Source organism: Sphingobacterium sp. GVS05A (genome assembly GCF_019969845.1).
Lineage (GTDB): Bacteria > Bacteroidota > Bacteroidia > Sphingobacteriales > Sphingobacteriaceae > Sphingobacterium.
The window spans coordinates 1,010,667-1,032,448 of sequence record NZ_JAHXYR010000001.1; the positions used below are offsets into that span (position 1 = coordinate 1,010,667).

The 21,782-nt window shown below is 40.5% G+C and carries 18 protein-coding genes; 5 read left to right on the forward strand and 13 right to left on the reverse strand.

The window, feature by feature from the left end; translation table 11 throughout:
* The first annotated feature begins 86 nt into the window (after window positions 1-86).
* Window positions 87-1,877: an ABC transporter ATP-binding protein gene (locus LC454_RS04360; RefSeq protein ID WP_223580004.1), complete on the forward strand. Its 1,791-nt coding sequence runs from the start codon at window positions 87-89 to the stop codon at window positions 1,875-1,877.
* Window positions 1,878-1,896: 19 nt separating this feature from the next.
* Here LC454_RS04360 and LC454_RS04365 read toward each other — a convergent pair whose 3' ends face one another.
* Window positions 1,897-2,835, reverse strand: coding sequence for a multidrug resistance efflux transporter family protein (locus LC454_RS04365; RefSeq protein ID WP_223580006.1), 939 nt, complete (start codon window positions 2,833-2,835; stop codon window positions 1,897-1,899).
* 162 nt (window positions 2,836-2,997) lie between these two features.
* On the opposite strand from LC454_RS04365, the gene fabV reads away from it, so the two are divergent.
* Complete coding sequence (gene fabV, locus LC454_RS04370; protein ID WP_223580007.1) at window positions 2,998-4,200, forward strand: enoyl-ACP reductase FabV; 1,203 nt, start codon at window positions 2,998-3,000, stop codon at window positions 4,198-4,200.
* A gap of 119 nt (window positions 4,201-4,319) precedes the next feature.
* Here the strand turns inward: fabV and LC454_RS04375 are convergent, their stop codons facing one another.
* Both LC454_RS04375 and LC454_RS04380 read right to left on the reverse strand, forming a co-directional pair.
* Complete coding sequence (locus LC454_RS04375; RefSeq protein ID WP_223580008.1) at window positions 4,320-5,504, reverse strand: MFS transporter; 1,185 nt, start codon at window positions 5,502-5,504, stop codon at window positions 4,320-4,322.
* 53 nt (window positions 5,505-5,557) lie between these two features.
* A complete protein-coding gene (locus tag LC454_RS04380; protein WP_120257962.1) occupies window positions 5,558-5,806 on the reverse strand; it encodes a hypothetical protein in 249 nt (82 codons plus the stop codon).
* Window positions 5,807-6,008: 202 nt separating this feature from the next.
* Between LC454_RS04380 and LC454_RS04385 the strand changes: the two genes are divergently transcribed.
* Both LC454_RS04385 and LC454_RS04390 read left to right on the forward strand, forming a co-directional pair.
* The gene (locus tag LC454_RS04385; RefSeq protein ID WP_120257961.1) at window positions 6,009-6,419 is read left to right on the forward strand and encodes an OsmC family protein; all 411 of its coding nucleotides are present in this window, start codon (window positions 6,009-6,011) and stop codon (window positions 6,417-6,419) included.
* 227 nt (window positions 6,420-6,646) lie between these two features.
* On the forward strand, window positions 6,647-7,081 hold the full coding sequence (locus tag LC454_RS04390) for an FKBP-type peptidyl-prolyl cis-trans isomerase (protein ID WP_223580009.1): 435 nt from the start codon (window positions 6,647-6,649) through the stop codon (window positions 7,079-7,081).
* 78 nt (window positions 7,082-7,159) lie between these two features.
* On the opposite strand, the gene LC454_RS04395 is transcribed toward LC454_RS04390, so the two are convergent.
* From LC454_RS04395 to LC454_RS04410, 4 genes are all read right to left on the reverse strand, one after another.
* Entirely contained in the window at window positions 7,160-8,332 is a 1,173-nt protein-coding gene (locus LC454_RS04395; protein ID WP_223580010.1) for a tetratricopeptide repeat protein, read from the reverse strand.
* A gap of 2 nt (window positions 8,333-8,334) precedes the next feature.
* Window positions 8,335-9,435 carry a tetratricopeptide repeat protein gene (locus LC454_RS04400; protein WP_223580012.1) on the reverse strand — a complete coding sequence of 367 codons (1,101 nt, stop codon included), beginning with the start codon at window positions 9,433-9,435 and terminating at the stop codon, window positions 8,335-8,337.
* Between the two features lie 5 nt (window positions 9,436-9,440).
* Window positions 9,441-12,011, reverse strand: coding sequence for a DNA gyrase subunit A (gyrA, locus tag LC454_RS04405; protein WP_223580014.1), 2,571 nt, complete (start codon window positions 12,009-12,011; stop codon window positions 9,441-9,443).
* A 163-nt stretch (window positions 12,012-12,174) separates the two neighbouring features.
* Window positions 12,175-14,274, reverse strand: a complete 2,100-nt coding sequence (locus LC454_RS04410; protein WP_223580018.1) for a heavy metal translocating P-type ATPase — start codon at window positions 14,272-14,274, stop codon at window positions 12,175-12,177.
* A gap of 179 nt (window positions 14,275-14,453) precedes the next feature.
* Here LC454_RS04410 and LC454_RS04415 point away from each other — a divergent pair, with 179 nt between their 5' ends.
* Entirely contained in the window at window positions 14,454-15,302 is an 849-nt protein-coding gene (locus LC454_RS04415; RefSeq protein WP_223580019.1) for a mechanosensitive ion channel family protein, read from the forward strand.
* Here the strand turns inward: LC454_RS04415 and coaA are convergent.
* The 6 genes from coaA to lysS all read right to left on the reverse strand — a co-directional run bounded on the left by coaA (window position 15,299) and on the right by lysS (window position 21,671).
* A complete protein-coding gene (gene coaA, locus LC454_RS04420; RefSeq protein ID WP_223580021.1) occupies window positions 15,299-16,258 on the reverse strand; it encodes a type I pantothenate kinase in 960 nt (319 codons plus the stop codon). The two genes, LC454_RS04415 and coaA, sit on opposite strands and share 4 nt — an antisense overlap.
* A 193-nt stretch (window positions 16,259-16,451) precedes the next feature.
* Window positions 16,452-16,856 (reverse strand): OsmC family protein, encoded by a 405-nt coding sequence (locus LC454_RS04425; RefSeq protein ID WP_223580023.1) that lies wholly within the window; start codon window positions 16,854-16,856, stop codon window positions 16,452-16,454.
* Between the two features lie 21 nt (window positions 16,857-16,877).
* Window positions 16,878-17,258 carry a methylglyoxal synthase gene (locus LC454_RS04430; protein WP_172394264.1) on the reverse strand — a complete coding sequence of 127 codons (381 nt, stop codon included), beginning with the start codon at window positions 17,256-17,258 and terminating at the stop codon, window positions 16,878-16,880.
* A gap of 172 nt (window positions 17,259-17,430) precedes the next feature.
* Complete coding sequence (locus LC454_RS04435; RefSeq protein WP_223580025.1) at window positions 17,431-18,663, reverse strand: nucleoside recognition domain-containing protein; 1,233 nt, start codon at window positions 18,661-18,663, stop codon at window positions 17,431-17,433.
* Between the two features lie 31 nt (window positions 18,664-18,694).
* Entirely contained in the window at window positions 18,695-19,750 is a 1,056-nt protein-coding gene (locus tag LC454_RS04440) for a patatin-like phospholipase family protein (protein ID WP_223580027.1), read from the reverse strand.
* A 202-nt stretch (window positions 19,751-19,952) separates the two neighbouring features.
* On the reverse strand, window positions 19,953-21,671 hold the full coding sequence (lysS, locus tag LC454_RS04445; RefSeq protein WP_223580029.1) for a lysine--tRNA ligase: 1,719 nt from the start codon (window positions 21,669-21,671) through the stop codon (window positions 19,953-19,955).
* Window positions 21,672-21,782: the final 111 nt, after the last annotated feature.

A 21,782-nucleotide genomic window follows, 5' to 3' on the forward strand; every position in this document is an offset into this window, starting at 1 on the left:
TTTGCCGTATAGGATTATACGATTTTCTATTTACTTTTAAACAAAGTCTACTGCTTACTTGTTCCATGCTTATTATAATCTTCTCCATGACTATTCCACAGCTGTTTAAAAAAATTGTTCCCTTTGCCCGTCCTTATCGCAAGCTGATTGTTTATACTTTGCTTTTGACTATTGTAGGGTCATTTGCGGCCCAAATCAACGCATTTATTCTACGGTATACAGTAGATACCATTAATGCAATGATGGTAGCCAAGGAACCATTGTCTAAGGGGCTGTATATCGTCGGGATCATCAGTGCGGTATTGTTGCTGAAGGAAATTATCTATGCACTGGTGCAGTTTGGTCAAAAATTCTATGGGGAAAAACTCCGGATTTATATTGCGCGTGATTTTTCACAGTCTATTGTGAGCCGCATTTTGACTTATAAACTTGCCTTTTATACTTCTGCAGATAATGAAAGTGGAAAGTTAGCCACACGTATTGATGCTGGAATCAGCTCACTTACACGTTTGGTGCAAAACTTCTTTATTGATATTTTACCCTTATTTGCTAACGCGATCATCGCGTTGGCCTGTATGTTCTATGCTAATGTATACGTCGGCCTAGTGGGGGTTGCAGTGATTCCATTATACCTCTACATTAGTCAGACCCAAGCCTCAAAACTGACAGGTTTTAGGCGACAAATGCGTAATTACCGTGAATCTAAAAATAATCGAATTATCAGTCTTATTGAATCAATACTCGTGATCAAATCTTTTGTCCGGGAGCCTGAAGAAGCAAAACGACATGAGAAGATTCAATTTGAGATGACCGAAAATCAAATGGAAACCCGAAAGACGAGCTTCTTTTACGATAGCATAAAGAATTTTGTGGAACAGATTGCGGTAGTTATCATTATTGTATTGACGGCCTATTTGGTGCTATCTGGACAAATTACAATTGGGGCCATTATGTTTCATATTATGCTGTTCAACAATGTCTCGGCACCGATTCGCCAATTGCACCGCATTTATGATGAGGTCAATGATGCCCTGATCTATTCGGAGTCATTTTTTGAGATCCTGGAATCGGATGATCAGATTGAATCAAAAGGAACGTATCGGCCGGAAAAAATCCACGGCCATTTGGAATTGCGCCAGGTTTTCTTTGAATATCCCAATGGGACACAGGCATTAAAAGATGTCAGCTTTGCTATTAAACCCAATGAAATTACTGCTTTAGTTGGACTAAGTGGTGCGGGGAAAAGTACAATTATCAACTTGTTGGATAAATTCTATGAACCGACACGCGGGCAGATCTTATTGGATGGTGTTGATTTGGCAGAATATGATACTGCATTCCTCCGTCAGCATATCGGTATGGTGCTGCAGCGTAATCATATTTTTAAAGGGACAATATTTGAAAATATTGAATATGGCAAGATGGGGAGTTCACGGGAAGAAATCGTGGAAGCAGCGAAAAAAGCCTATATTCACCAACAGATTATGGAGTTACCAAAAGGTTACGATTCTGATGCGCAATTGCTTTCGGGTGGACAGCAACAGCGTATTGCGATTGCAAGGTTGTTTCTGAAAAATCCACCTATTATTTTTCTAGATGAACCCACAGCAAATCTGGACGCCATTGCTACGGAGCAGATTAAAAACAGCCTTGATGCGATCAAGAAGGATCGTACGGTAATTATTGTATCGCACAGTATCTCCCAGATTATTGATTCAAGTGCAATTGTCGTCATGGAGAAAGGTCATGTTGTTGAGCAGGGGCAACATGAGGAACTTTATATGCAGAAAGGAACCTACTACGAAATTTTTTCAGCCATGGCCAATAGCTTGAATTTAAGTAAGATCAGCAAGACCTTACAGGCTGATGAAAATTGATCTCTTGCGCTTCCAGCCCTTAATTTGCACGACTATGGAGTATCATTCCAATCACAACGAGGGCAATTCCCACACAGGAGTAACTATTTGGAAATGCAGCTTGTAATAGTATTATTTCGCCCAATAGTGTAAAGATTACTTCCATGGCTTGCGTTGCCTCAATCGCCGCGAGGGCTTTGTGGTCGGTGCGGACCAGATCTGTTGCTGTAAAGAATAGGAGGGTGGCGATAACACCCGAAAAAATGGCAACCATGAAGGTTTGCAACAACTGACTCTCAGTTGGAAGTCCACTGTCCATATATCCAAAGATGCTGAGCAGAATCCAGAAGGGCATGCTGCATAGCGTCATACCCAATGTTCGTTGGAAGGCATCCAATTTATCTCCCGCTACTTGCATCATCTTGCGGTTTCCCAAAGGGTAGGCAATAGCACCGATCAAAACAGGAATGGTTCCCAATAACATGGATTTCATAGAGCTTGAAACTGCTTCTGAGATTTGCATCAGGACGATTCCCAAAAAAATAATGATTGAGAACAGGAGTGAAGCTTTGGAAATCCTACTTCGATTCTCCTTCTTTTCCAGTAAGGGCCCGATAAACATACCTGCGATAATGGTGAATTCAAAAGTACTGGCGACCAACCATGAGGGACCAAAACTAGCACCAAAGGTAAGGGTGGCATAAAATACACCAAAACCTATTGTACTCCATAGCAACCACTGCGGCAGATTGGATTTGATAGCATCAAAGAGCGGAGCTAAATTACCTCTAATGAATACGATAACAAACAAGATGGGAAGCATCCAGATGAAACGTAAGGATGCCGTCCATTGCCAGCTTCCTCCCGAAACAGCCATAACGCGGTTTAAGACAAAGGTGCTGGCGAAAAATAATGCGGCAACTATTCCTAAAAAAAGTGCCGTATTTTTATTGTTTTTTATTGTAAATTGGAATGGCATAAATAAAATGAATGTTGCTGTCAATTTAATACAGTGAAAGTAAGCAAATGCCCGTTTAATCAGAAATGAAACAAAAAGTAATTGATTTTTATGGCGATTTTCTCATTTAAAATTCCTTATTTTGCCTAATCAATAAAACAAGTAGTAAGAAAATTCATCAAGATGATTATACAACCAAGAACTAGAGGTTTTATTTGTTTAACCTCGCATCCACAAGGGGCTGCGCAAAACATTAAAAATCAAATTGAATACGTGAAATCGAAGGGTGAGATCGCGAATGGTCCAAAGAAAGTGTTGGTGATCGGTGCTTCAACAGGATTTGGTATTGCATCCCGGATTTCTGCAGCGTTTGGTTCTGGAGCTGCTACAATCGGTGTATTTTTTGAAAAACCTGCGGCAGAAGGTAAGCCGGGTACCGCTGGTTGGTACAATTCTGCAGCTTTTGAAAAAGAAGCCCACGAAGCTGGATTATATGCCAAAAGTATCAATGGTGATGCTTTTTCGGACGATATCAAAAAACAGACCATTGAATTAATCAAAAAGGATCTGGGACAAGTAGATTTAGTGGTTTATAGTTTGGCATCTCCGCGTCGTACACACCCGAAAACAGGTGTAGCACACGCTTCTGTTTTAAAACCTATACAGGAACCTTTTACCGATAAAACGGTAGACTTCCATACGGGCGTTGTTTCGGATATTACGATCCAACCCGTAGAAAATAGTGAAGATATTGCCAATACAGTTGCTGTAATGGGTGGGGAAGATTGGAAGTTTTGGATCGAAGATCTAAAAGCTGCGGGCCTTTTAGCCGAAGGTGCAAAGACAGTTGCTTATTCGTATATCGGTCCTGAATTGACTTATCCAATCTACCGCAATGGAACGATTGGCCGTGCGAAAGATGATTTGGAAGGTACTGTACCTGCAATCAATGCGATCTTAAGTGATCTTCATGGGGTAGCTTATGTTTCTGTAAACAAAGCTTTAGTAACACAGTCTAGTTCAGCGATCCCAGTGGTACCTTTGTACATTTCCTTATTATACAAGGTGATGAAAGAAAAAGGAATCCACGAAGGCACGATTGAACAAATGCAACGTTTATTTGCAGAGCGTCTTTATACTGCCGATGGCAAAGTATTGCTTGACGATAAAGGAAGAATCCGTGTTGACGACCTTGAGATGCGTGCAGATGTTCAGGCTGAAGTAGCTGCATTATGGGAGAAAGCGAATACAGAAAATTTGACTGAGATCTCCGATATCGAAGGTTACCGCAATGAGTTTTTCAACTTATTTGGTTTTAACTTTGATGGTATAGATTACAATGCTGATACCAATGAGGTTGTTGCTGTACCGAGCATTGAAAACTAATATAAGCTAACGATACGAGTAATATAAAAAGGGCTAACCATCGGGTTAGCCTTTTTTCGTTTCTTCTATTTGTATATCCCCTGTAGCTTTTTGAAAATTTACCATGCACGGGCGGGGTGTTAGGCAAGCTTCGGTCTCTGGTTATATAATAAATTGCCTACGAGTGCAAAACCAATAGACACGATAATGGCGCTGAAGGGGTAGATACCAGTCATACCAACATTGTTGGCTACAAAACCGATCAATGGGCCTGTAATCCCCAGAGAAATATCAATAAATAATCCGTATGCAGCCAATGCCGAGCCCTGTTGGCTTTGATCGACCTTTTTGATGGCCTCCACACCAAGGGCAGGAAAAACGAGTGAAAAGCCAAGGCCTGTCAATGCTGCTCCAACAAGTGTCCAAAGAGGATGGAGGGCGAGGGCAATAACCAATAAACCTAATGATTCTACAAAAAGACTGACCATGGCGACTTTCAAACCTCCATATTGATCAATAACCTTATTGAACACAATCCTTGTCAGGATAAAGAAAATACCAAAAATGGTCAAACATGCGGCACCATTCTGCCAGTTAAAATGTTCATAATACAGCGTCATAAAGGTCGATATACTTCCAAAACCAAGGCCGCCCAGGGCCAGACAGGTTCCAAATGGAGCGACAGTCAAAAGCACACGCTTGAAACTCACGGTGCTTGTCTTCTTGGCGATCACCCGAAAGGGAGTTTTTGATTTGCTGTAAAGATAGCCCAGGATACCAATGGCACAGGTGAGCAGTCCCAATGATTCATAACTGATATGGTCAACCATCAATACACCCAGTGGTGCTCCGAGGGCAAGTGCGCCATAACTCGCAATACCATTAAAGGAGATGGCTTTGGCTGCATGTTCATCGCCGAGCTCCAATAGTGCCCAATTGATCGGGCTGGCGCCGACCAGTCCCTCGCCAATGCCTGTGAATAATCTCGTGATCAGCAATAAACCAAGGCTGATGAAGGGCTGCGATTTGAATAAAAAGACGAATAGAAGTAAGATCCCCGAAAGTGCAAAAAAGAGCATACTACGCAGGACAGATACTTTAGGGCCTTTGGTATCCACTATTTTTCCAGCATAACCCCGTAGTAAAAAGGTTGCAATATATTGGACACTGATGACCAATCCGGCGATAATTGTATTAAATCCTAAAATTTGATGAATAAAAATGGGTAAGGTCGCAAGTGATAAGCCAATCGTGAAATAACCGAGGAAAGTTAAAGAAACATAGCCTAAAATCTTTTTATTGACCTCCCGAAGAGAAACTGTCATTTTAAAAAATTTTAGGCAAAAATACGTGTTTAGGCTTGTTTTTAGAAATAAAATTAGTAGACGACTGTCTCCTTAATCTCACAATTTTTTTCAAGCCATTCCTGATCGAATTGTTTAGGTGATACTTTTTTGCCCTGATAGATATAGTAGATTTTCTCAGATTCTCCTTTTACTGGTGGTCCGGGGATCTTATTGACAATTTTTTCTTCGGGACAATCTTGAATTAAAGCCTGTTGCGTGTTCTGACGAGTTTTACAGGAAGTGAATGCTACTAAGATGAGGAGATACGCTAATTTATTCATGAGTTTAGTTTTATTGTATTAAATAACGAGACTTTCTTGAGAAGTGCGACATGATTTTATACAATTAAATACAACTTTTTATAGGCAGGTTTGTTGTATATATAGATCGTTCTTAAATGGATCTAGCGTGTTATTTTCAACAAAACTTTGAGAATAAAGCTGGTATCGAAGGATAATAAAATATAACAACAAAGAAATAATCATGAGAAGAAAAGCAACAGCCCAATGGAATGGGAGTTTAAAAGAAGGTAAGGGAAATCTAACTACAGATAGTACGGTATTGGATCAGGCACAATATTCGTTTTCAACACGGTTTGAGAATGGTATTGGCACCAACCCGGAAGAACTATTGGCCGCGGCCCATGCCGGATGTTTTACGATGCAGCTGAGCGCATTTTTAACCGAAGCTGGTTTTGTACCCGATGAACTCAAAACGGTATCGACCATTGTATTTGAAAATGGTGCAATCGTACGTTCTGAGCTCGAATTGACTGCAAAAGTACCCTCCATTGATGATACCGAATTTCAAGCGCTTGCTCAGAAAGCAAAGGAGAATTGCCCAGTCAGCAAAGCATTTAGCTTTGAAAAAACATTGCATGCTGCCTTGGTATAGCGGTTTGGAATATAAAAATTGGTGTAGATCGCTGTAGATCTACGCGATGAATGCAGTGACGTTTTAGGATTCCCTAAAAATAGCTGCATTTTTTCGTTAAAACGATAAAAAGCCGTTACTTTGGACCTTGGTCAGCACCCTGTGTTCCGCAATAAAACCTATCGCAGATACTAAGGCGCTATGCGCAGCACTGATCACCACTTTAGAGCATTTAAACGAATATTACTTTGGTACAGAAAAAGAAGAATAAGCTAAGCGCGACGGCGTTATTGGAAAAGAATAAGGAGGAAGGGATTGCATTTCTAAAAGAGAATGCTACGCTCGAGGGTGTAACAGTCTGCCCATCGGGTTTACAATATAAAATATTGACGGAAGGTGCCGGTAAAATTCCGGTGAAGACCTCAAAAGTAATCTGTCATTATAAGGGTGAGCTATTGGACGGAACGGTATTTGACAGTTCCTATAGGCATAAACGACCAGAAACATTTTATATCAATGAACTTATTCGTGGTTGGCAGGAGGCCATGTGTATGATGCCTGTTGGATCAATCTGGCAAGTTTACCTTCCACCGCATTTAGCTTATGGAAAGGAAGAACTAATGCCTCGAAAAGGAGGGGAGTGCACCTTGGTATTTCAGATTGAACTGATCGCAATTTTATAATAGACTGACTGGAAATAGAAAATCCCCAGCTTTTGTTGGGGATTTTCTATTTTATTAATTTAGAAAAATTTATTAAAATTATTCTAATTCCTTGATTTTGGCATTGACTTCAGTAGTTTTAGCTTCATCTTGCATAAAAACATAGTAGTTCTTTAGATTTGTTAAAGCATCTACATTCTTTGGTTGCAAAGAAACAGCCTTCTCCAAGTAAGGTAATACAGGTTTCAATTCTGCTTTAATCTTTTCCACCTCTGTGTTATATTGCGCCTGTGTCAATTTTCTGTTGTTGTTAACAACATTTAGTTTTTCACGAATTTTATTCATCAACGTGATCGCTAAATTTGTATTGGCTTCAAAGAAGTTAGGATCGATTTCCAAGGCTTTTTTGTATGCTGCAACTGCTGCCTCATCATTTTTTGCTGATGCTTGTGCGATACCTAGATAATAGTTTAAGCTTTTATTCGATGGATCTTTAGCCAATTGTGTCGTGATAGCATCAATGGTCTCTTTCTCGTGTCCTGTGATCAAATTCAATTCGATATTTTGTGTCATCGCTGCATTATCATCCGGGTAAGCTTCAGCAGCTTTCTTCGCATATTCAAGAGCAGAAGTTGTGTCTTGCAATGATAAATACAATTTCGGTAAATCAACCATAATTGTTTTATGTGAAGAGAAGTCTTTTCTAGGGATCAATTCTTTGTAACGTTCGATCGCATTTTTATAATCCTTGTTGGACAATGCCGCTACACCACTGTAGTAAGTCACTAGCGTATCCCCGGGAAGGTACGTCAATGCTTTGGTGAACGAACTATAGGAATCGGCATATTTTTGTGCCTGGTATTCTTCAGCACCAATATTGAAGTTGTATTGTCCAAGGATTTGCTCAGCTACAGTGATGTTTGCTTTGTTTGCTCCATCTGTATCCAATTGTTTTGCTTTGGCAATACCATCTTCTGCTAATTTTGCCAATTCAGTGGATTTATCTATAGTCGATAAGTTTGCGTTAACTAAAGCATATACTGTCCAAGCTTCTGCATTATCTTTTGTCTTCTCGTTGATCACAGCAGCGTCAATAGCTTCTTTTGCTGATTTAAGATTTGGTAAGCCTAACTGTGCAGTACCAGCATCTTTTAATTCCTGAAATTTAGCAAGACCAGTTTTTGCCTTTTTTACGTTACCCGTTTGGGCAAAAGAAACTGATGTAGATACAGTACCTATTGCCGCTAATAATAATAGAGATTTTAAATTCATATCTATTTAACTGTTAATTGATTCAATAATAAATTCACCCTGTCTAATTGTAACGCATCATCGATAAGCGTATAATATTTTGCTAAGGCTTTTAAGGCATTAACATCGTAAGGTTTGATTTCGTTTGCTTTTAATAGATATTCGACCGTTAAATCCTGGATATCCTGGTTTGTCGGATCTTTTAATAGCGTTTCGAGATTAATTAAGCCCAATGCCAAATTAGATTCATAATTGTTTGGATCTAATCGTAACACATTATTATAGTATTCTTTTGCTTTTTTTAGATCATTCGCATTTTCGTAAGAATAACCGGCAATGTAATTTAATTCCACATTTTCAGGTTCCAAACGAATTGCATCAGCAATAACGTTCAATATTGCATCGTACGAATTATTGGCCGAATACACGTCTATTAATCTAAAAAGGATTTGCTTATTCTCTGGGAATATAGCATGTCCTTTCTCTAGAACGTTTAAGACATCCTGTTTAGTACCTCCTAAGCTATAAATTTGTGCCAATTCCAAAAAGTAGTTAGGCTTGGGATTTTCAGCTTTGATAAGCTCGTTATAGTAACTAATAGCATTCATATAATCTTTGTTTTTTCCGGCAAGTACGGCAAGATTATATTTGAGGTCGGTATTTTTAAAACCAAGGGAGTCTATTCGAAGGTAAGCCTTATATGCTTTATCAAATTTATCGTCTTTTAGCGCGATACCACCCTGATAGGAGATTGCGCCTGCAAGATTTTGACGAACATAGTCCATCTCTGCAGGAAAATTCCGACGCGCCTTTTTTGCATCCAACAATTTTAGCGATCTGATTGATATATCTATGGGGTCTAGTTTATACTGCTGTTTTCTAGTTGAATCTGCAACCGCCAATGAGCTATATACCAAAGCCCTTAAAAGATTATTGTTGACAGCAGATGTATCTTTTTTCGTTAGAAATGCGGCGTCAGCAAACTTCCTGGCATTTTCGAGATGTTTGAAATCACCAGTTTTGGTATATAAAGCAAAACTGTTGCTGCCCTCTTTCAAATTTGATTGGGCAGCAACAGTTAAACTACTTGCAGATATTAACAATGATATCAGTAAGTTTTTCATGCAGTTTATTCTTCGTTTGAATCTATATTTTCTTCGGAAGCCGATCCTTCGTTATCTCCTTCTGTTGGATTTTCGATATCCCCAGATTCCTCGTCAGATTCTTCTTCACGATCTACTTTCGTAATGGAAGCAATCTCGTCGTTGTCTTTCAGATTAATGAGTCTCACACCCTGTGTTGCACGGCCCATTACACGTAATCCTTCTACAGCAATCCGGATAACGATACCAGACTTATTGATGATCATTAGGTCTTCAGCGTCTGTAACACCTTTTATCGCAACCAATTCACCTGTTTTATCGGTTACATTGATTGTTTTGACTCCCTTACCACCACGATTTGTGACGCGGTAGTCTTCGATATCGGTACGTTTTCCGTAGCCTTTCTCCGAAACCACCAATACAGTTGTTTCTGAATCATTGACACTAATCATGCCAATAACCTCATCACTTTCGGCAGACAATGTAATACCGCGAACTCCTGTTGCTGTACGACCCATTGGACGAACGGTAGACTCATTAAAGCGGATTGCTCTTCCTGAGCGTAGTGCCATCACAATTTCGCTGCTTCCTGTGGTTAAACAAGCTTCGATCAATTGATCACCTTCGTTGATGTTGATCGCATTGATACCATTTGCTCTCGGACGCGAATAAGCTTCTAAAGACGTTTTCTTGATGGTACCTTTTTTAGTACACATAATAATGAAGTTGTTTTCCAAGTATTCTTGGTCTTTCAGGTTCTTCACTAAGATAAATGCCTTAATTTTCTCTTCCTTCGGTACATTGATGATGTTTTGAAGTGCACGACCTCTTGATGTCCGGCTTCCTTCAGGGATCTCAAATGCACGTAACCAGAAACAGCGGCCTGCTTCGGTAAATAGGAGCATATAGTTGTGCGCCGAAGCAGTAATGATATGCTCTGTGAAATCCTCTTCACGTGTATTTGTTCCGATTGATCCACGGCCACCACGACCTTGACGTTTATATTCTGATAATGGCGTGCGTTTTACATAGCTGTTGTGGGAGATGGTGATCACGATTTCTTCATCATCAATAAAGTCTTCCATACGCATGTCTTCTGCAGAGTGTACAATCTGCGATCTACGTTCGTCACCATATTTTTCTTTGACCTCAATCAACTCATCTTTGATGATCTTCATACGGAGATCTTCATCTGCCAATATAGATTTCAAATAGTCGATTGTTTTCATCAATTCAGCATATTCTTCTTTGATCTTATCACGTTCCAGCCCTGTCAGACGACGCAACGTCATATCCAGAATCGCACGTGCCTGAAGATCGGATAAACCAAATTTCTCCATTAATCCAAGACGTGCATCCTCAGGTGTATCGGAGTTACGGATTAATTTGATGACTTCATCTAAATGATCCAGCGCGATCAAGTATCCTTCTAAGATATGAGCACGTTTTTCAGCTTCTGCCAGTTCATAACGTGTACGTCTGACGATGACATCATGTCTATGCTCAACAAACTCACGAATCATATCTTTTAGATTCATCAGTACAGGCCTTCCTTTAACTAAGGCGATGTTATTGACTGAAAAAGAAGTTTGTAGCGCTGTATATTTAAACAGGTTGTTTAAGACAACATTGGCGTTAGCATCACGTTTAATGTCATAAACGACACGCATACCTGTACGGTCAGACTCGTCACGGATTGCAGAAATACCTTCCAGTTTCTTTTCGTTAACCAAATCAGCAGTACGTTCAATCATATTGGCCTTATTCACCTGATAAGGGATTTCGGTTACAATAATCTGTTCTTTTCCAGACTTGGTTGTTTCAATTTCTGCTTTTGCACGCATGACGATACGGCCACGACCTGTATTACAAGCATCTTGAACACCAGCATAACCATAGATCAATGCCCCAGTTGGGAAATCAGGACCTTTAATATGCTGCATCAATTCAGGTACTTCAATATCGCGGTTATCAATGAAAGCAATGGTACCATCAATTACTTCAGACAGGTTATGTGGCGCCATATTCGTTGCCATACCTACAGCGATACCCGAAGCTCCATTAACCAAAAGGTTAGGGATACGGGTCGGTAATACAGTAGGTTCCTGTAGGGAGTCGTCAAAGTTATTTTGGAAATCAACAGTATCTTTGTTGATATCTGAAAGCATTTCTTCGGCAATCTTTTTTAATCTCGCCTCTGTATAACGCATTGCCGCAGGAGGGTCACCGTCAATGGAACCGTAGTTACCTTGACCGTCTACCAACGGATAGCGTAAACTCCAATCTTGAGCCATACGAACCATGGTGTCGTAAACGGAAGAATCACCGTGTGGGTGATATTTACCTAATACGTCACCAACGATACGGGCAGACTTTTTATAAGGCTTGCCACTGGTAACCCCTAAGTCCAACATACCATAAAGTACACGTCTGTGTACAGGCTTCATGCCGTCACGTGCATCAGGAAGAGCCCGGGATACAATGACAGACATGGAGTAGTCAATGTAAGCAGACTTCATCTGATCCTCGATATTGATTGGGATAATCCGGTCGTTTGCCGGAACAAGATTGTTGTCGTTTTCTGTTTCTTCAGCCATATGAATTTGGTTTCAATAAAACTAGTAAGCAAGCCTTTTTAATTGGCTTGCTACGCATGCGAAGTTACAAAAATTTAACCTCAAAAGCGAATGAATTGAAGCCTAATATACATAAAAAAGACAATCTTTTATGGATTGTCTTGGTACTGATGCCGTATTGTTTTTATTTCAATTTTTTAAAGCGCAGGCGGATCGAGTTGCCGATCACAATAAGATCGGAGAAGGCCATACTTAACGCTGCGAGCATGGGGCCCAGAAACCCCGCAGCTGCTAATGGAATCGCAATGATGTTATACGCAAATGCCCAAAAGAGGTTCTGTTTGATGGTCAGGAGGGTGTGATGCCCTATCTGCAGTAGCTTTTCAATTGATTTTAAATCATTGTTTAATAGGATTACTTTCGCAGATTGAATGGCCACATGTGTTGCGTCACCGAGAGAAATACCGACATCAGCTGCCGTAAGGGCAGGAGCATCGTTGATGCCATCACCAACCATCGCAGTAGGAGCGGCCTTTTTGAGCTCAGATAGGATCGCCAGTTTTTCGCCAGGCGATTTTTCCCAGTAAACATCAGCTATGCCAAGCTTTTGTGCTGCCCGTTCACATTTACTCTGTCTGTCACCACTTAATAGAATAGGTCTGATCCCTTTATCTTTTAGATATTGAACAAGTTCTTTTGCATAAGGCTTGATCTGATCCTCCAAGACGATACCTGCAATGACGACTTCATTGATCGTCAGTGTCAGGTCGTATCGATTGGAATAATCCTTCTTACCGATTTTGGCATTACAGATGGAATAGCTGTTCCCATTCGTGTCCGTAGCAAATATTCCTTGTCCTTTAATTTCATTGACTTCCTTGAAAATAATACGATAGGACTTTATTTCCTTCAACTGCTTACGGATAGATTGGGCAATCGGATGACTGGAGTAGCTTTCCAGTTGTGCGATAATGGATTCAACCTGAGACTGCTCGATCCCAAAGGTCTGAATAGCCTTGATGTTAAAATCGCCCGTTGTCAACGTCCCTGTCTTATCAAAGACCATCTGTTTGAGTTCGGATAACTCTTCAATTGTGCTTCCGCCCTTGATGAGGATACCTTGCTTGGCCGCCCGACCAAGACCTACCATCACTGCTGTTGGTGTAGCCAGGCCCATTGCACAGGGACAGGACACGACAAGTGTCGCGATGGCATTCATCAAGGCTTGCTGCAAGGGCAATTGGGCGATAAAGTAAGCAATAAAAAAGGTAAAAAAGGCGATCGTGACAACAATGGGGACAAAATAGGCCGCTACTTTATCACCAAATTTTTGAATGGGCGGTTTTTTGCTCTGTGCATCTTTGATCAACTGAATGATCTGATACAACACGCTTTTTGAACCTACTTTGGTTGCTGTGATTCTGATATTGCCAGCAGTCAGCAGTGTGCCACCAATGACAGCCTCATATTTTGTTTTTTCGATAGGCATGCTCTCGCCCGTGATCATTGATTCGTCAATCCAGCCATGTCCATCCAGGATGTCGCCATCTGCCGGAATCAGGCTTCCCGTATTTATTTTGAGGATATCTCCGGATTTAATCTCTTTAGCGGTAATTTCAATCTCCTGGTCGTCGAGGATTTTAATTGCTTTAATGTCTTGATATTTAACCAGATCTTTGATCGCAGATGTGGTTTTGGTAACAGCACGTTTTTCAAGCACATTCCCCATAAAAACCAGGGTAATGATGGTTGCGCAGGTCTCGTAAAATTGATAATCGTGCCCCAGCATATAGTATGTGCCAATAGCACTGTAGACAAATGCTGCAGTGGATCCCACAAAGATAAGTACATCCATGTTAGGCATTTTATTCCATAGCGAGCGTAAAGCACTATTGCCAAAGTATAGACAACCAACAAGATAGACAGGTGTACACAAAGCAAGTTGTATATAGGGCTCATGAAGCAAGGGGAGATCCACAAACATGTGACTCCATAGTGGAATCGTAAAGAGCAGACAGATCAGAAATTTAAATTCAACTGATTTCCAGAAGCTTACTTTGGTGTCTTTGTCCTTGATGACTTTGTATCCCAATGACTCTATGCCTTTAACAAGCTGCGGGACCTGATCCTGAGGGATATCGGAAAACTTTACTTCATCTGAAGCGAAATCAACGTAAATCTCCTTAGCACCGTTGTCTTCTAGGTATTTATGGATTGAAATAGCACAATTTGTACAATGCATTCCGGTGACGTTGAGTTCAGTTTGCACATTGGATTCCTTCATTTAATAGCATGTAATGTCTTTAGGCAAAGATAGGTATTTCCTGATAATGCTTTTTACGTAAAGTAAAATTGTTTAGAGCTATGCAACATTTTTAGTTCCTCCATGCAGCAAAAAAATCTTTGGTGACAGAGGAGAAAACGATAAATTTGCTTTTATTTGCAAATCATCAACGTTTAAAAATGACGAAATCTATTTCAATTTCTTTTATTGTACGGATCATACTACTTATTGCGCTGACGGCTTCATTTGTGCAGTTTGAAGCTTTTTATGAGCAGAAAGATCGCATACGAAATATTGCATACGGACTGAATACCTTTTTGACGGCCAGCGTACTGATTTCGATCGGTCATTTTATTCTGGTCAAACTGTACAACAGTAGAAATGAACATCAGGTTGTGCGTGGTAATTTCGTGCTCGGCATCACACGTGTGGCGACCGTAGGAAATGTATTTTTCATTATAGTGAGTGTGATGATTGCTGTTGGTATCAATCCGAAGGATTTTATCACCAGTATGACAATCGTCGCGATGGCCATTGCCGTTATTTTTAGGGAATATATTACAAATATGATATCGGGTCTGATCATTATGTTTTCGGATCAGTTTTCTGTCGGTGACCGCATTAAAATCGGGGAATATCAGGGTAAAATTGTCGATATTACCTTGGCCAACTTGGTTGTCAGAGACGAGGATGATGATGCTGTAATGATTCCGAATAACCTGGTGTTTACTGCGACTTTGGTCAACAAGACCTCACAGAAATCCAATAAAATAGTTGTGAAATTCGAGTTGCCGGTTGATCATGCGGTCGCTGTGGAGGAGCTGGAGCGGTATTTTAAACCCTTATTTCAGGATAATCCCAATTTGGATCATGGGCAGGGCTTCTCCGTGAAAATAGCTGACCTGGCCAAAGATTATGTGAAATACAAAGTCGAAGTCAGTACCATATCTTCAAGCAATCGGATTCACCAGCAGGTGCAGAGCAAAATCCTGAATGAAGTGCTTCAATTTAAGGGACGGGTCAGTTAGATCTTTCTGACCTTCACATTCTTGACAAAGTGGTGGCTACCTTTCTCTAGGATAAGATCGGCCCGATAGCGGGTCGGTAAGATATTCTTGATCAGGTTGGGCTTGTTGATCTCATTCCAGATGTTCACGGCCATGGCATGACTCTCCTCAGGTGACATATCCGCATATTTATGGAAAAATGAAGCCGGATTCTGAAAGGCTGTCGCGCGCAAGGATTCAAACCTATTGGTATACCATTCGATGAGGTTTTTCTCACTTGCGTGTACATAGATAGAATAATCGAAGAAATCGGAAACGAAAACACTATGTCCCTTGCGGGGGCGTTGTGAGTTAACCTGTAATACGTTAATACCTTCGACAATCAGGATGTCCGGTTGTTCAATGATTTGCTGTTGGTCGTCTGGCAGGACATCGTAAACCAAGTGGCTATAAACCGGAACAGTAATCTTAGGGGATCCAGACTTTACGGCAGAGAGGAAATGAATTAACCGTTTAGCATCATAGCTTTCAGGAAAACCTTTGCGGTTGAGAATCCCTTTTTCGATCAGTTGTTGATTGGGGTAGAGGAAGCCATCTGTTGTCACCAGGTCTACTTTTGGTTTGGAGGGCAACATACTCAGCACCCGTTGCAATACTCTTGCTGTCGTGCTTTTTCCTACCGCCACAGACCCGGCAATGCCGATAATATAGGGTAATTTGCTCTCTTCTTTACTGAAGAAGCGATTTGTTCGTTGATGAAGGCTTTGGAAACGGTCAATGTGGATTTCTAGCAAATGGCTCAAAGGAACGTAAACTTCTTCGATCTCCTGATTTGTCAATGGCTCATTTAGTGCATGTAGATTTTCAAGATCTTCAGTACTGAAGTTGTGCAATATTTTTCCATTTAGATTTTTCCAGTCTTCCCGTTTTATTGATCTAAAAGGAGAGTCTATTGCTATTTGTGGATCCAATTGCATCGGTTTGCTATTTTTATTGAACGTGTATGTATTCTTGATTCCTGCTTATTCTTTCAAAACTGAGCGCTTTCCGCTCGATTCAAAGGCCTATTAGAACCTTCGGTATCCTTTTGCCTCAAAAGCATGGATTTTTATACGAAGATTTTTTGTGCGGACAAATATAAATAGTGTTGTCCGTTATCCCAAGAGACAATTACAAATGATTTGAAGTTATTACAATAGGATTAGTTAAGATTTTATGTACTGGACATTTTTCAGCAATCTTAAATAACCTCTTTTTTTGTTCGTCGTCCAAATCGCCCTTGAAGCTAATGTGACATTGTATATAGGTAGTCTGCTGCTGCTCACTGGTCTGGATTTCGTGTGAAAGACGGATCATAACTTCTTCTAGCGGCCAGTTTTTTCGGTCAGCATACATTTTTACCGTGACAGCTTTACATGTGCCTAAAGAAGAAAGTAAAAGCGGTGTGGGGCTTATCCCTTGATCCTGACCACCTAAATCTTCCGGCTCATCAACAATAATCTCGTGTTTGCCGTATTGTACAGTAGTTGTATAGGGAGTTTCACCTATGGTGACAATAACTTCATTTTCCATCATCTTGAATAAAATAGTTTTTCGTTAGTCAATGAGATCTTCCAATAATCCTTCGATAATTAAGCTTCCAGTAGCAGGATTTGTTGCCAATGGAACATTATACAGGTCACATACACGCATTAACATCTGAATGTCAGGTTCATGCGCATGTTTGCCAAGCGGATCACGAAAGAAAATAATACCATCCACTTTACCTTCAGCGGCTAATGCAGCGATCTGTGCATCACCGCCCATAGGACCGCTTAATTTTAGCTCCACAGGTAATCCGGTTTGCCGCACATAGGAACCCGTTGTTCCCGTTGCGATGATATTAGCATGTTCCAACAAATCTTGATGGTCTTTGACAAAGGCAACCATTTCTGGTTTCTTGCCATCATGGGCGATCAGTGCGATTGTTTTTTTCATTCGTCTCTAATTATTTATTCATTTGTCTATGCATTCAAATGCTTTGAAGCGATCCTTAACTGATTGAATACACATAGATCATTATTTATCTACTTTACTGGTCTCCCGGTTTAATTCATTTAAGTGTTTATTGTCAGCTATTGTTTTTTCAACTAATAGCTGACAATAAACACTATTTGAAAAAGATATAAGAGATAATAATCGCCGCTACTACACCAGCCAATTCAGCCAAAAGAGCACAAGGTAGGGCATGTCTTGTCCGTTTTATACCCACGGCACCAAAGTAGACTGCCAGTACATAAAATGTTGTCTCCGTAGAACCCTGGATCACACAGGCAACGCGAGCAGCAAAATCCATCGGACCTTTGGCATTCATCAGGTCGACCATTAGTCCTCGGGCACCCGAACCGCTAAGCGGTTTCATAAATGCAACAGGAAGAGCATCTACAAAAGACGTATCTAAACCACATAGAGCAATACCTTTGGATATCCCAGCAACCATATAATCCATCGTTCCGGAAGCTCTAAAGACAGCAATACCGACCAACATAGCTACTAGATAGGGGATAATCTTGACAGAAACTTCAAAACCTTCTTTGGCACCCTCGATAAAGGAATCGTAAACGTTGACTTTGCGGAACAGCGCCAATCCTATAAACGAAGTGAACAAGCTAAACAAGATTACATTACCAAATACCTTGCTGAAAATTTCGATTTCAGCTTGCTGTAAACCCGAGAAATAATACAACAATCCACCGATAAATAAACACATGGCACCTAGATAGCCCAAAACTACCCGGTTGAATAGGTTTATTTTCTGATAGATGGCTACAAGAATTAAAGCGACCAAAGTGGAAAAGAATGTTGCAATCAAAATCGGAAGAAAAACATCGGAAGGATCTGGCGCACCGGCTTCTTTTCGATAAGCCATGATCGAAATCGGTAATAAGGTCAAACTGGAAGCATTGAGTACGATAAACATAATCTGTGCATTCGTTGCCGTTTCCTTATTGGGATTCAGTTCCTGAAGCTCTTTCATCGCTTTAAGCCCCAAAGGCGTTGCCGCATTATCCAAACCAAGTGCATTGGCGGAGAAATTCATCAGGATAGATCCAAGAGCAGGGTGGTTTTTAGGGATTTCGGGAAATAATTTATGGAAAAAAGGGCCTACGATTTTTGCGAAGATATTGATCATGCCGCCTTTTTCACCAATTTTCATGATTCCCAAGGCAAAACTCATCATCCCAATCAGCCCTAAGGAGATTTCGGCTCCGTTTTTTGCGCTGTCAAAGATGGAGTTGACAATTTGTTGGAAGACTTCGGTATCTCCGAAGAAGATAAGTTTTACAAGGGCTACGGCAAATGTGATTAAGAAAAATGCAACCCAAACGTAGTTTAATGCCATAATAGATTTAAATATGCGTAAAAGTAACCTTTTAGAACTTATCCATCAACTGGCTCCATGGATTTTTCTTCTTATTCTGATTCTTTTCTTTGATGAGGTGCTCGATGATATAATCCAGCGTATCCTCATGTTCGCTGATCAGCTTATCGGATAGGGATATGAGTTTCTGTATATTATTTGGTGAGGCAGCATCTAGGGAAGCATTGATACTAGACAGGTTTGCCGGTTCCAGGCGGATATAATTTTGCTGTTTGCCATTGTTCCTGAACAATTGTTTAATAAAAAATTCGGTACTTTCAGAAGAAGCACTTGTCATAATATCGACTAGGGCAGGGCCAATCTGGATCGCAAGTTTTTTCTTGAAGTGTTCGTAATTATATGCTGTCTTTGAAACGCCGGTACCCAAGGATACCATAAATACATCATTGATCTGTGTACTATTGAAAGCTTTTAGAACTTCCAGCAGACCACAGATCGAGGGGTTTTGCGCGAATACACCACCATCTATGAGGGGGTATCTGGTGTTTGATATCGAATATATTTCAGCAACAGGAAAGAAGGTTGGAGCCGCTGAGGTTGCCTTACATACGTCCTTTAGATAGAAATCGCGCGCTTCACCATGTGTAATGGCTTTTTGCTGTCTAAAAAAATGATTTTTACGGAGCTCGATATTGTAGGCCGTGATAATACAAGGCTTGATGAGATGACTTAACCGTGCATTCTGAAAATATTTGTCCAGCACATTTGATAAGGCAACTGAGGAATATAATTCACTGACCAGACCAAATCCGCCTAGAAAACGTCGCCATTTAGAGGTGTGAAAGATTTCTGTCCCATGATTGACAAATAGGTTTAGGGCGTCGCGTGCTGAAAACTTGGGGTGCGTGGGATTTCCTTCTTCTGGGAATAGTAGAATGCTTGTCAGAATCCCACCACTGCTTGTACCGGCAATAAAATCAAAATAGGAGGCGATGCGCGCATTGGGATCCATTGTTTTTTTTTGTAATTTCTCCTCCAAAGCCACAAGTATCATAGCCGGAATAATTCCCCGAATACCACCGCCATCAAGGGCAAGTATGCTCTTCATACGCTAAAGCAATTTTTATTTCAAGATACGTAAATATAGAAAATGTTTACAATTTAGCGTACCCTTTCTTAGGTAAGGTTTTTGTAATAAAAGTATAGGCAATAGGTTGGATTAAACTGCAATAGCCACTCATTCCTAATTGTACTAACAAAAAAAGCGTGTCCAATTTTTTCAGACACGCCTTTTATATACTTGTAGTCGGTTAGTTAAACCAAGCAAGTACATCTTCTTTGCTCGGCATCGCTACCTCTAGTTTTAGCTTTTTACGCATACCACCCAGGTCATTGAAAACTTTATTCGGATTGGCTTCTTTCAATGCTTCAATGGTTGTAAAACCCATTTTTTGGAGAGCTGGGACCCATTCCGCGGGGATGCCTTGCTCTTCATAGTCTTTCACATCAGCAACTTTTGCCACTTTCTCTGGACGCATTTGCGGGAAGAACAATACTTCTTGAATAGAAGCATTATTAGTCAGGAACATGATCAGGCGGTCCATACCTATTCCCAAACCAGAAGTAGGAGGCATACCATATTCCAAAGAACGCAAGAAATCCTGGTCAATAAACATCGCTTCATCGTCACCTTTTTCTGAAAGACGTAATTGATCCTCAAAGCGTTCGCGTTGATCAATAGGGTCATTCAATTCCGAGTAAGCATTGGCAATCTCTTTTCCACAGACCATTAACTCGAAACGTTCTGTTAAATCTGGATTGTCTCTATGTTTCTTTGTCAATGGTGACATTTCTTTTGGATAATCCGTGATGAAGGTTGGTTGGATATAGTTTCCTTCACATTTAGCGCCGAAAATCTCGTCGATCAGCTTGCCTTTACCCATTGTCTCGTTGACATCGATTCCCATGCCTTTTGCAGCAACACGTATTTCGTCTTCAGTTTTGCCCGTGATATCAAATCCAGTAAATTCTTTAATGGAATCGGTCATGGAAATACGCTTATATGGCGCTCTGAAATCAATTTTGTGCTCACCAAAAGTTGCTTCAGTGGTACCATTGACCGCTACAGCACAATATTCCAACAGGCGCTCTGTAAAATTCATCATCCAGTTGTAGTCTTTGTAGGCTACATAGATTTCCATTGCCGTAAATTCGGGATTATGGGTCCGGTCCATTCCTTCGTTACGGAAGTTTTTTGAAAACTCATACACACCGTCAAAACCACCCACGATCAATCTTTTTAGATAAAGCTCATTGGCGATACGAAGGTATAATGGGATATCCAGTGCATTATGGTGTGTGATAAATGGACGTGCTGTGGCACCACCGGGGATAGACTGCAAAACAGGTGTCTCCACTTCCATATAACCAGCATCATTAAAGAATTGACGCATGGCATTGAAAAGCTTGGTACGTTTTACAAATATATCTTTATTGGCAGGGTTCACGATCAAGTCCACATAACGCATTCTGTAACGTTGCTCCGGATCTGTAAAGGCATCGAAAGTTTTGCCTTCGGCAGATTTAACGATTGGAAGTGGGCGCAAAGATTTGGATAGTACGGTAAGTTCCTCAACGTGGACTGCGATAGCTTCGGTCTGTGTTGTGAAAACATATCCTTTGACACCTACAATATCGCCAATATCCAATAGTTTTTTGAAAACGACATTATAGAGATCTTTATTTTCATCAGGACATACGTCATCACGCTTGATATAGGCCTGGATACGTCCAGTAGAATCTTGAATTTCAAAAAATGAAGCACTTCCCATGACACGACGACTCATGATACGTCCGGCAATGGTAATGTTCTTATAATTCAATTTATCTCTATCGTAGTTTTCTAAAATATCGGCAGCGTGTGCGTTGACGACAAATTCATTTGCTGGAAAAGGCTCGATTCCCATATCCAACAACGATTGCATCGCCTGTCTTCTAAGTTGTTCCTGTTCGGATAATACAGTACTCATTCGGTCTGAATAATATTTAAAATGTGAAAATCATGCAAAAATAGCCATTTTTTTCAATTCTTTTTATTGATTTTTTTGAAAGCAGTGTAGCGAAATATAAATAGGAACCGT

Bases quoted from the DNA above. Each gene is read 5' to 3' on its own strand.
- LC454_RS04360 (WP_223580004.1), top strand. From the start codon at position 87: ATGACTATTCCACAGCTGTTTAAAAAAATTGTTCCCTTTGCCCGTCCT.
- LC454_RS04365 (WP_223580006.1), bottom strand. From the start codon at position 2,835: ATGCCATTCCAATTTACAATAAAAAACAATAAAAATACGGCACTTTTT.
- fabV (WP_223580007.1), top strand. From the start codon at position 2,998: ATGATTATACAACCAAGAACTAGAGGTTTTATTTGTTTAACCTCGCAT.
- LC454_RS04375 (WP_223580008.1), bottom strand. From the start codon at position 5,504: ATGACAGTTTCTCTTCGGGAGGTCAATAAAAAGATTTTAGGCTATGTT.
- LC454_RS04380 (WP_120257962.1), bottom strand. From the start codon at position 5,806: ATGAATAAATTAGCGTATCTCCTCATCTTAGTAGCATTCACTTCCTGT.
- LC454_RS04385 (WP_120257961.1), top strand. From the start codon at position 6,009: ATGAGAAGAAAAGCAACAGCCCAATGGAATGGGAGTTTAAAAGAAGGT.
- LC454_RS04395 (WP_223580010.1), bottom strand. From the start codon at position 8,332: ATGAATTTAAAATCTCTATTATTATTAGCGGCAATAGGTACTGTATCT.
- LC454_RS04400 (WP_223580012.1), bottom strand. From the start codon at position 9,435: ATGAAAAACTTACTGATATCATTGTTAATATCTGCAAGTAGTTTAACT.
- gyrA (WP_223580014.1), bottom strand. From the start codon at position 12,011: ATGGCTGAAGAAACAGAAAACGACAACAATCTTGTTCCGGCAAACGAC.
- LC454_RS04410 (WP_223580018.1), bottom strand. From the start codon at position 14,274: ATGAAGGAATCCAATGTGCAAACTGAACTCAACGTCACCGGAATGCAT.
- LC454_RS04415 (WP_223580019.1), top strand. From the start codon at position 14,454: ATGACGAAATCTATTTCAATTTCTTTTATTGTACGGATCATACTACTT.
- coaA (WP_223580021.1), bottom strand. From the start codon at position 16,258: ATGCAATTGGATCCACAAATAGCAATAGACTCTCCTTTTAGATCAATA.
- LC454_RS04425 (WP_223580023.1), bottom strand. From the start codon at position 16,856: ATGATGGAAAATGAAGTTATTGTCACCATAGGTGAAACTCCCTATACA.
- LC454_RS04430 (WP_172394264.1), bottom strand. From the start codon at position 17,258: ATGAAAAAAACAATCGCACTGATCGCCCATGATGGCAAGAAACCAGAA.
- LC454_RS04435 (WP_223580025.1), bottom strand. From the start codon at position 18,663: ATGGCATTAAACTACGTTTGGGTTGCATTTTTCTTAATCACATTTGCC.
- LC454_RS04440 (WP_223580027.1), bottom strand. From the start codon at position 19,750: ATGAAGAGCATACTTGCCCTTGATGGCGGTGGTATTCGGGGAATTATT.
- lysS (WP_223580029.1), bottom strand. From the start codon at position 21,671: ATGAGTACTGTATTATCCGAACAGGAACAACTTAGAAGACAGGCGATG.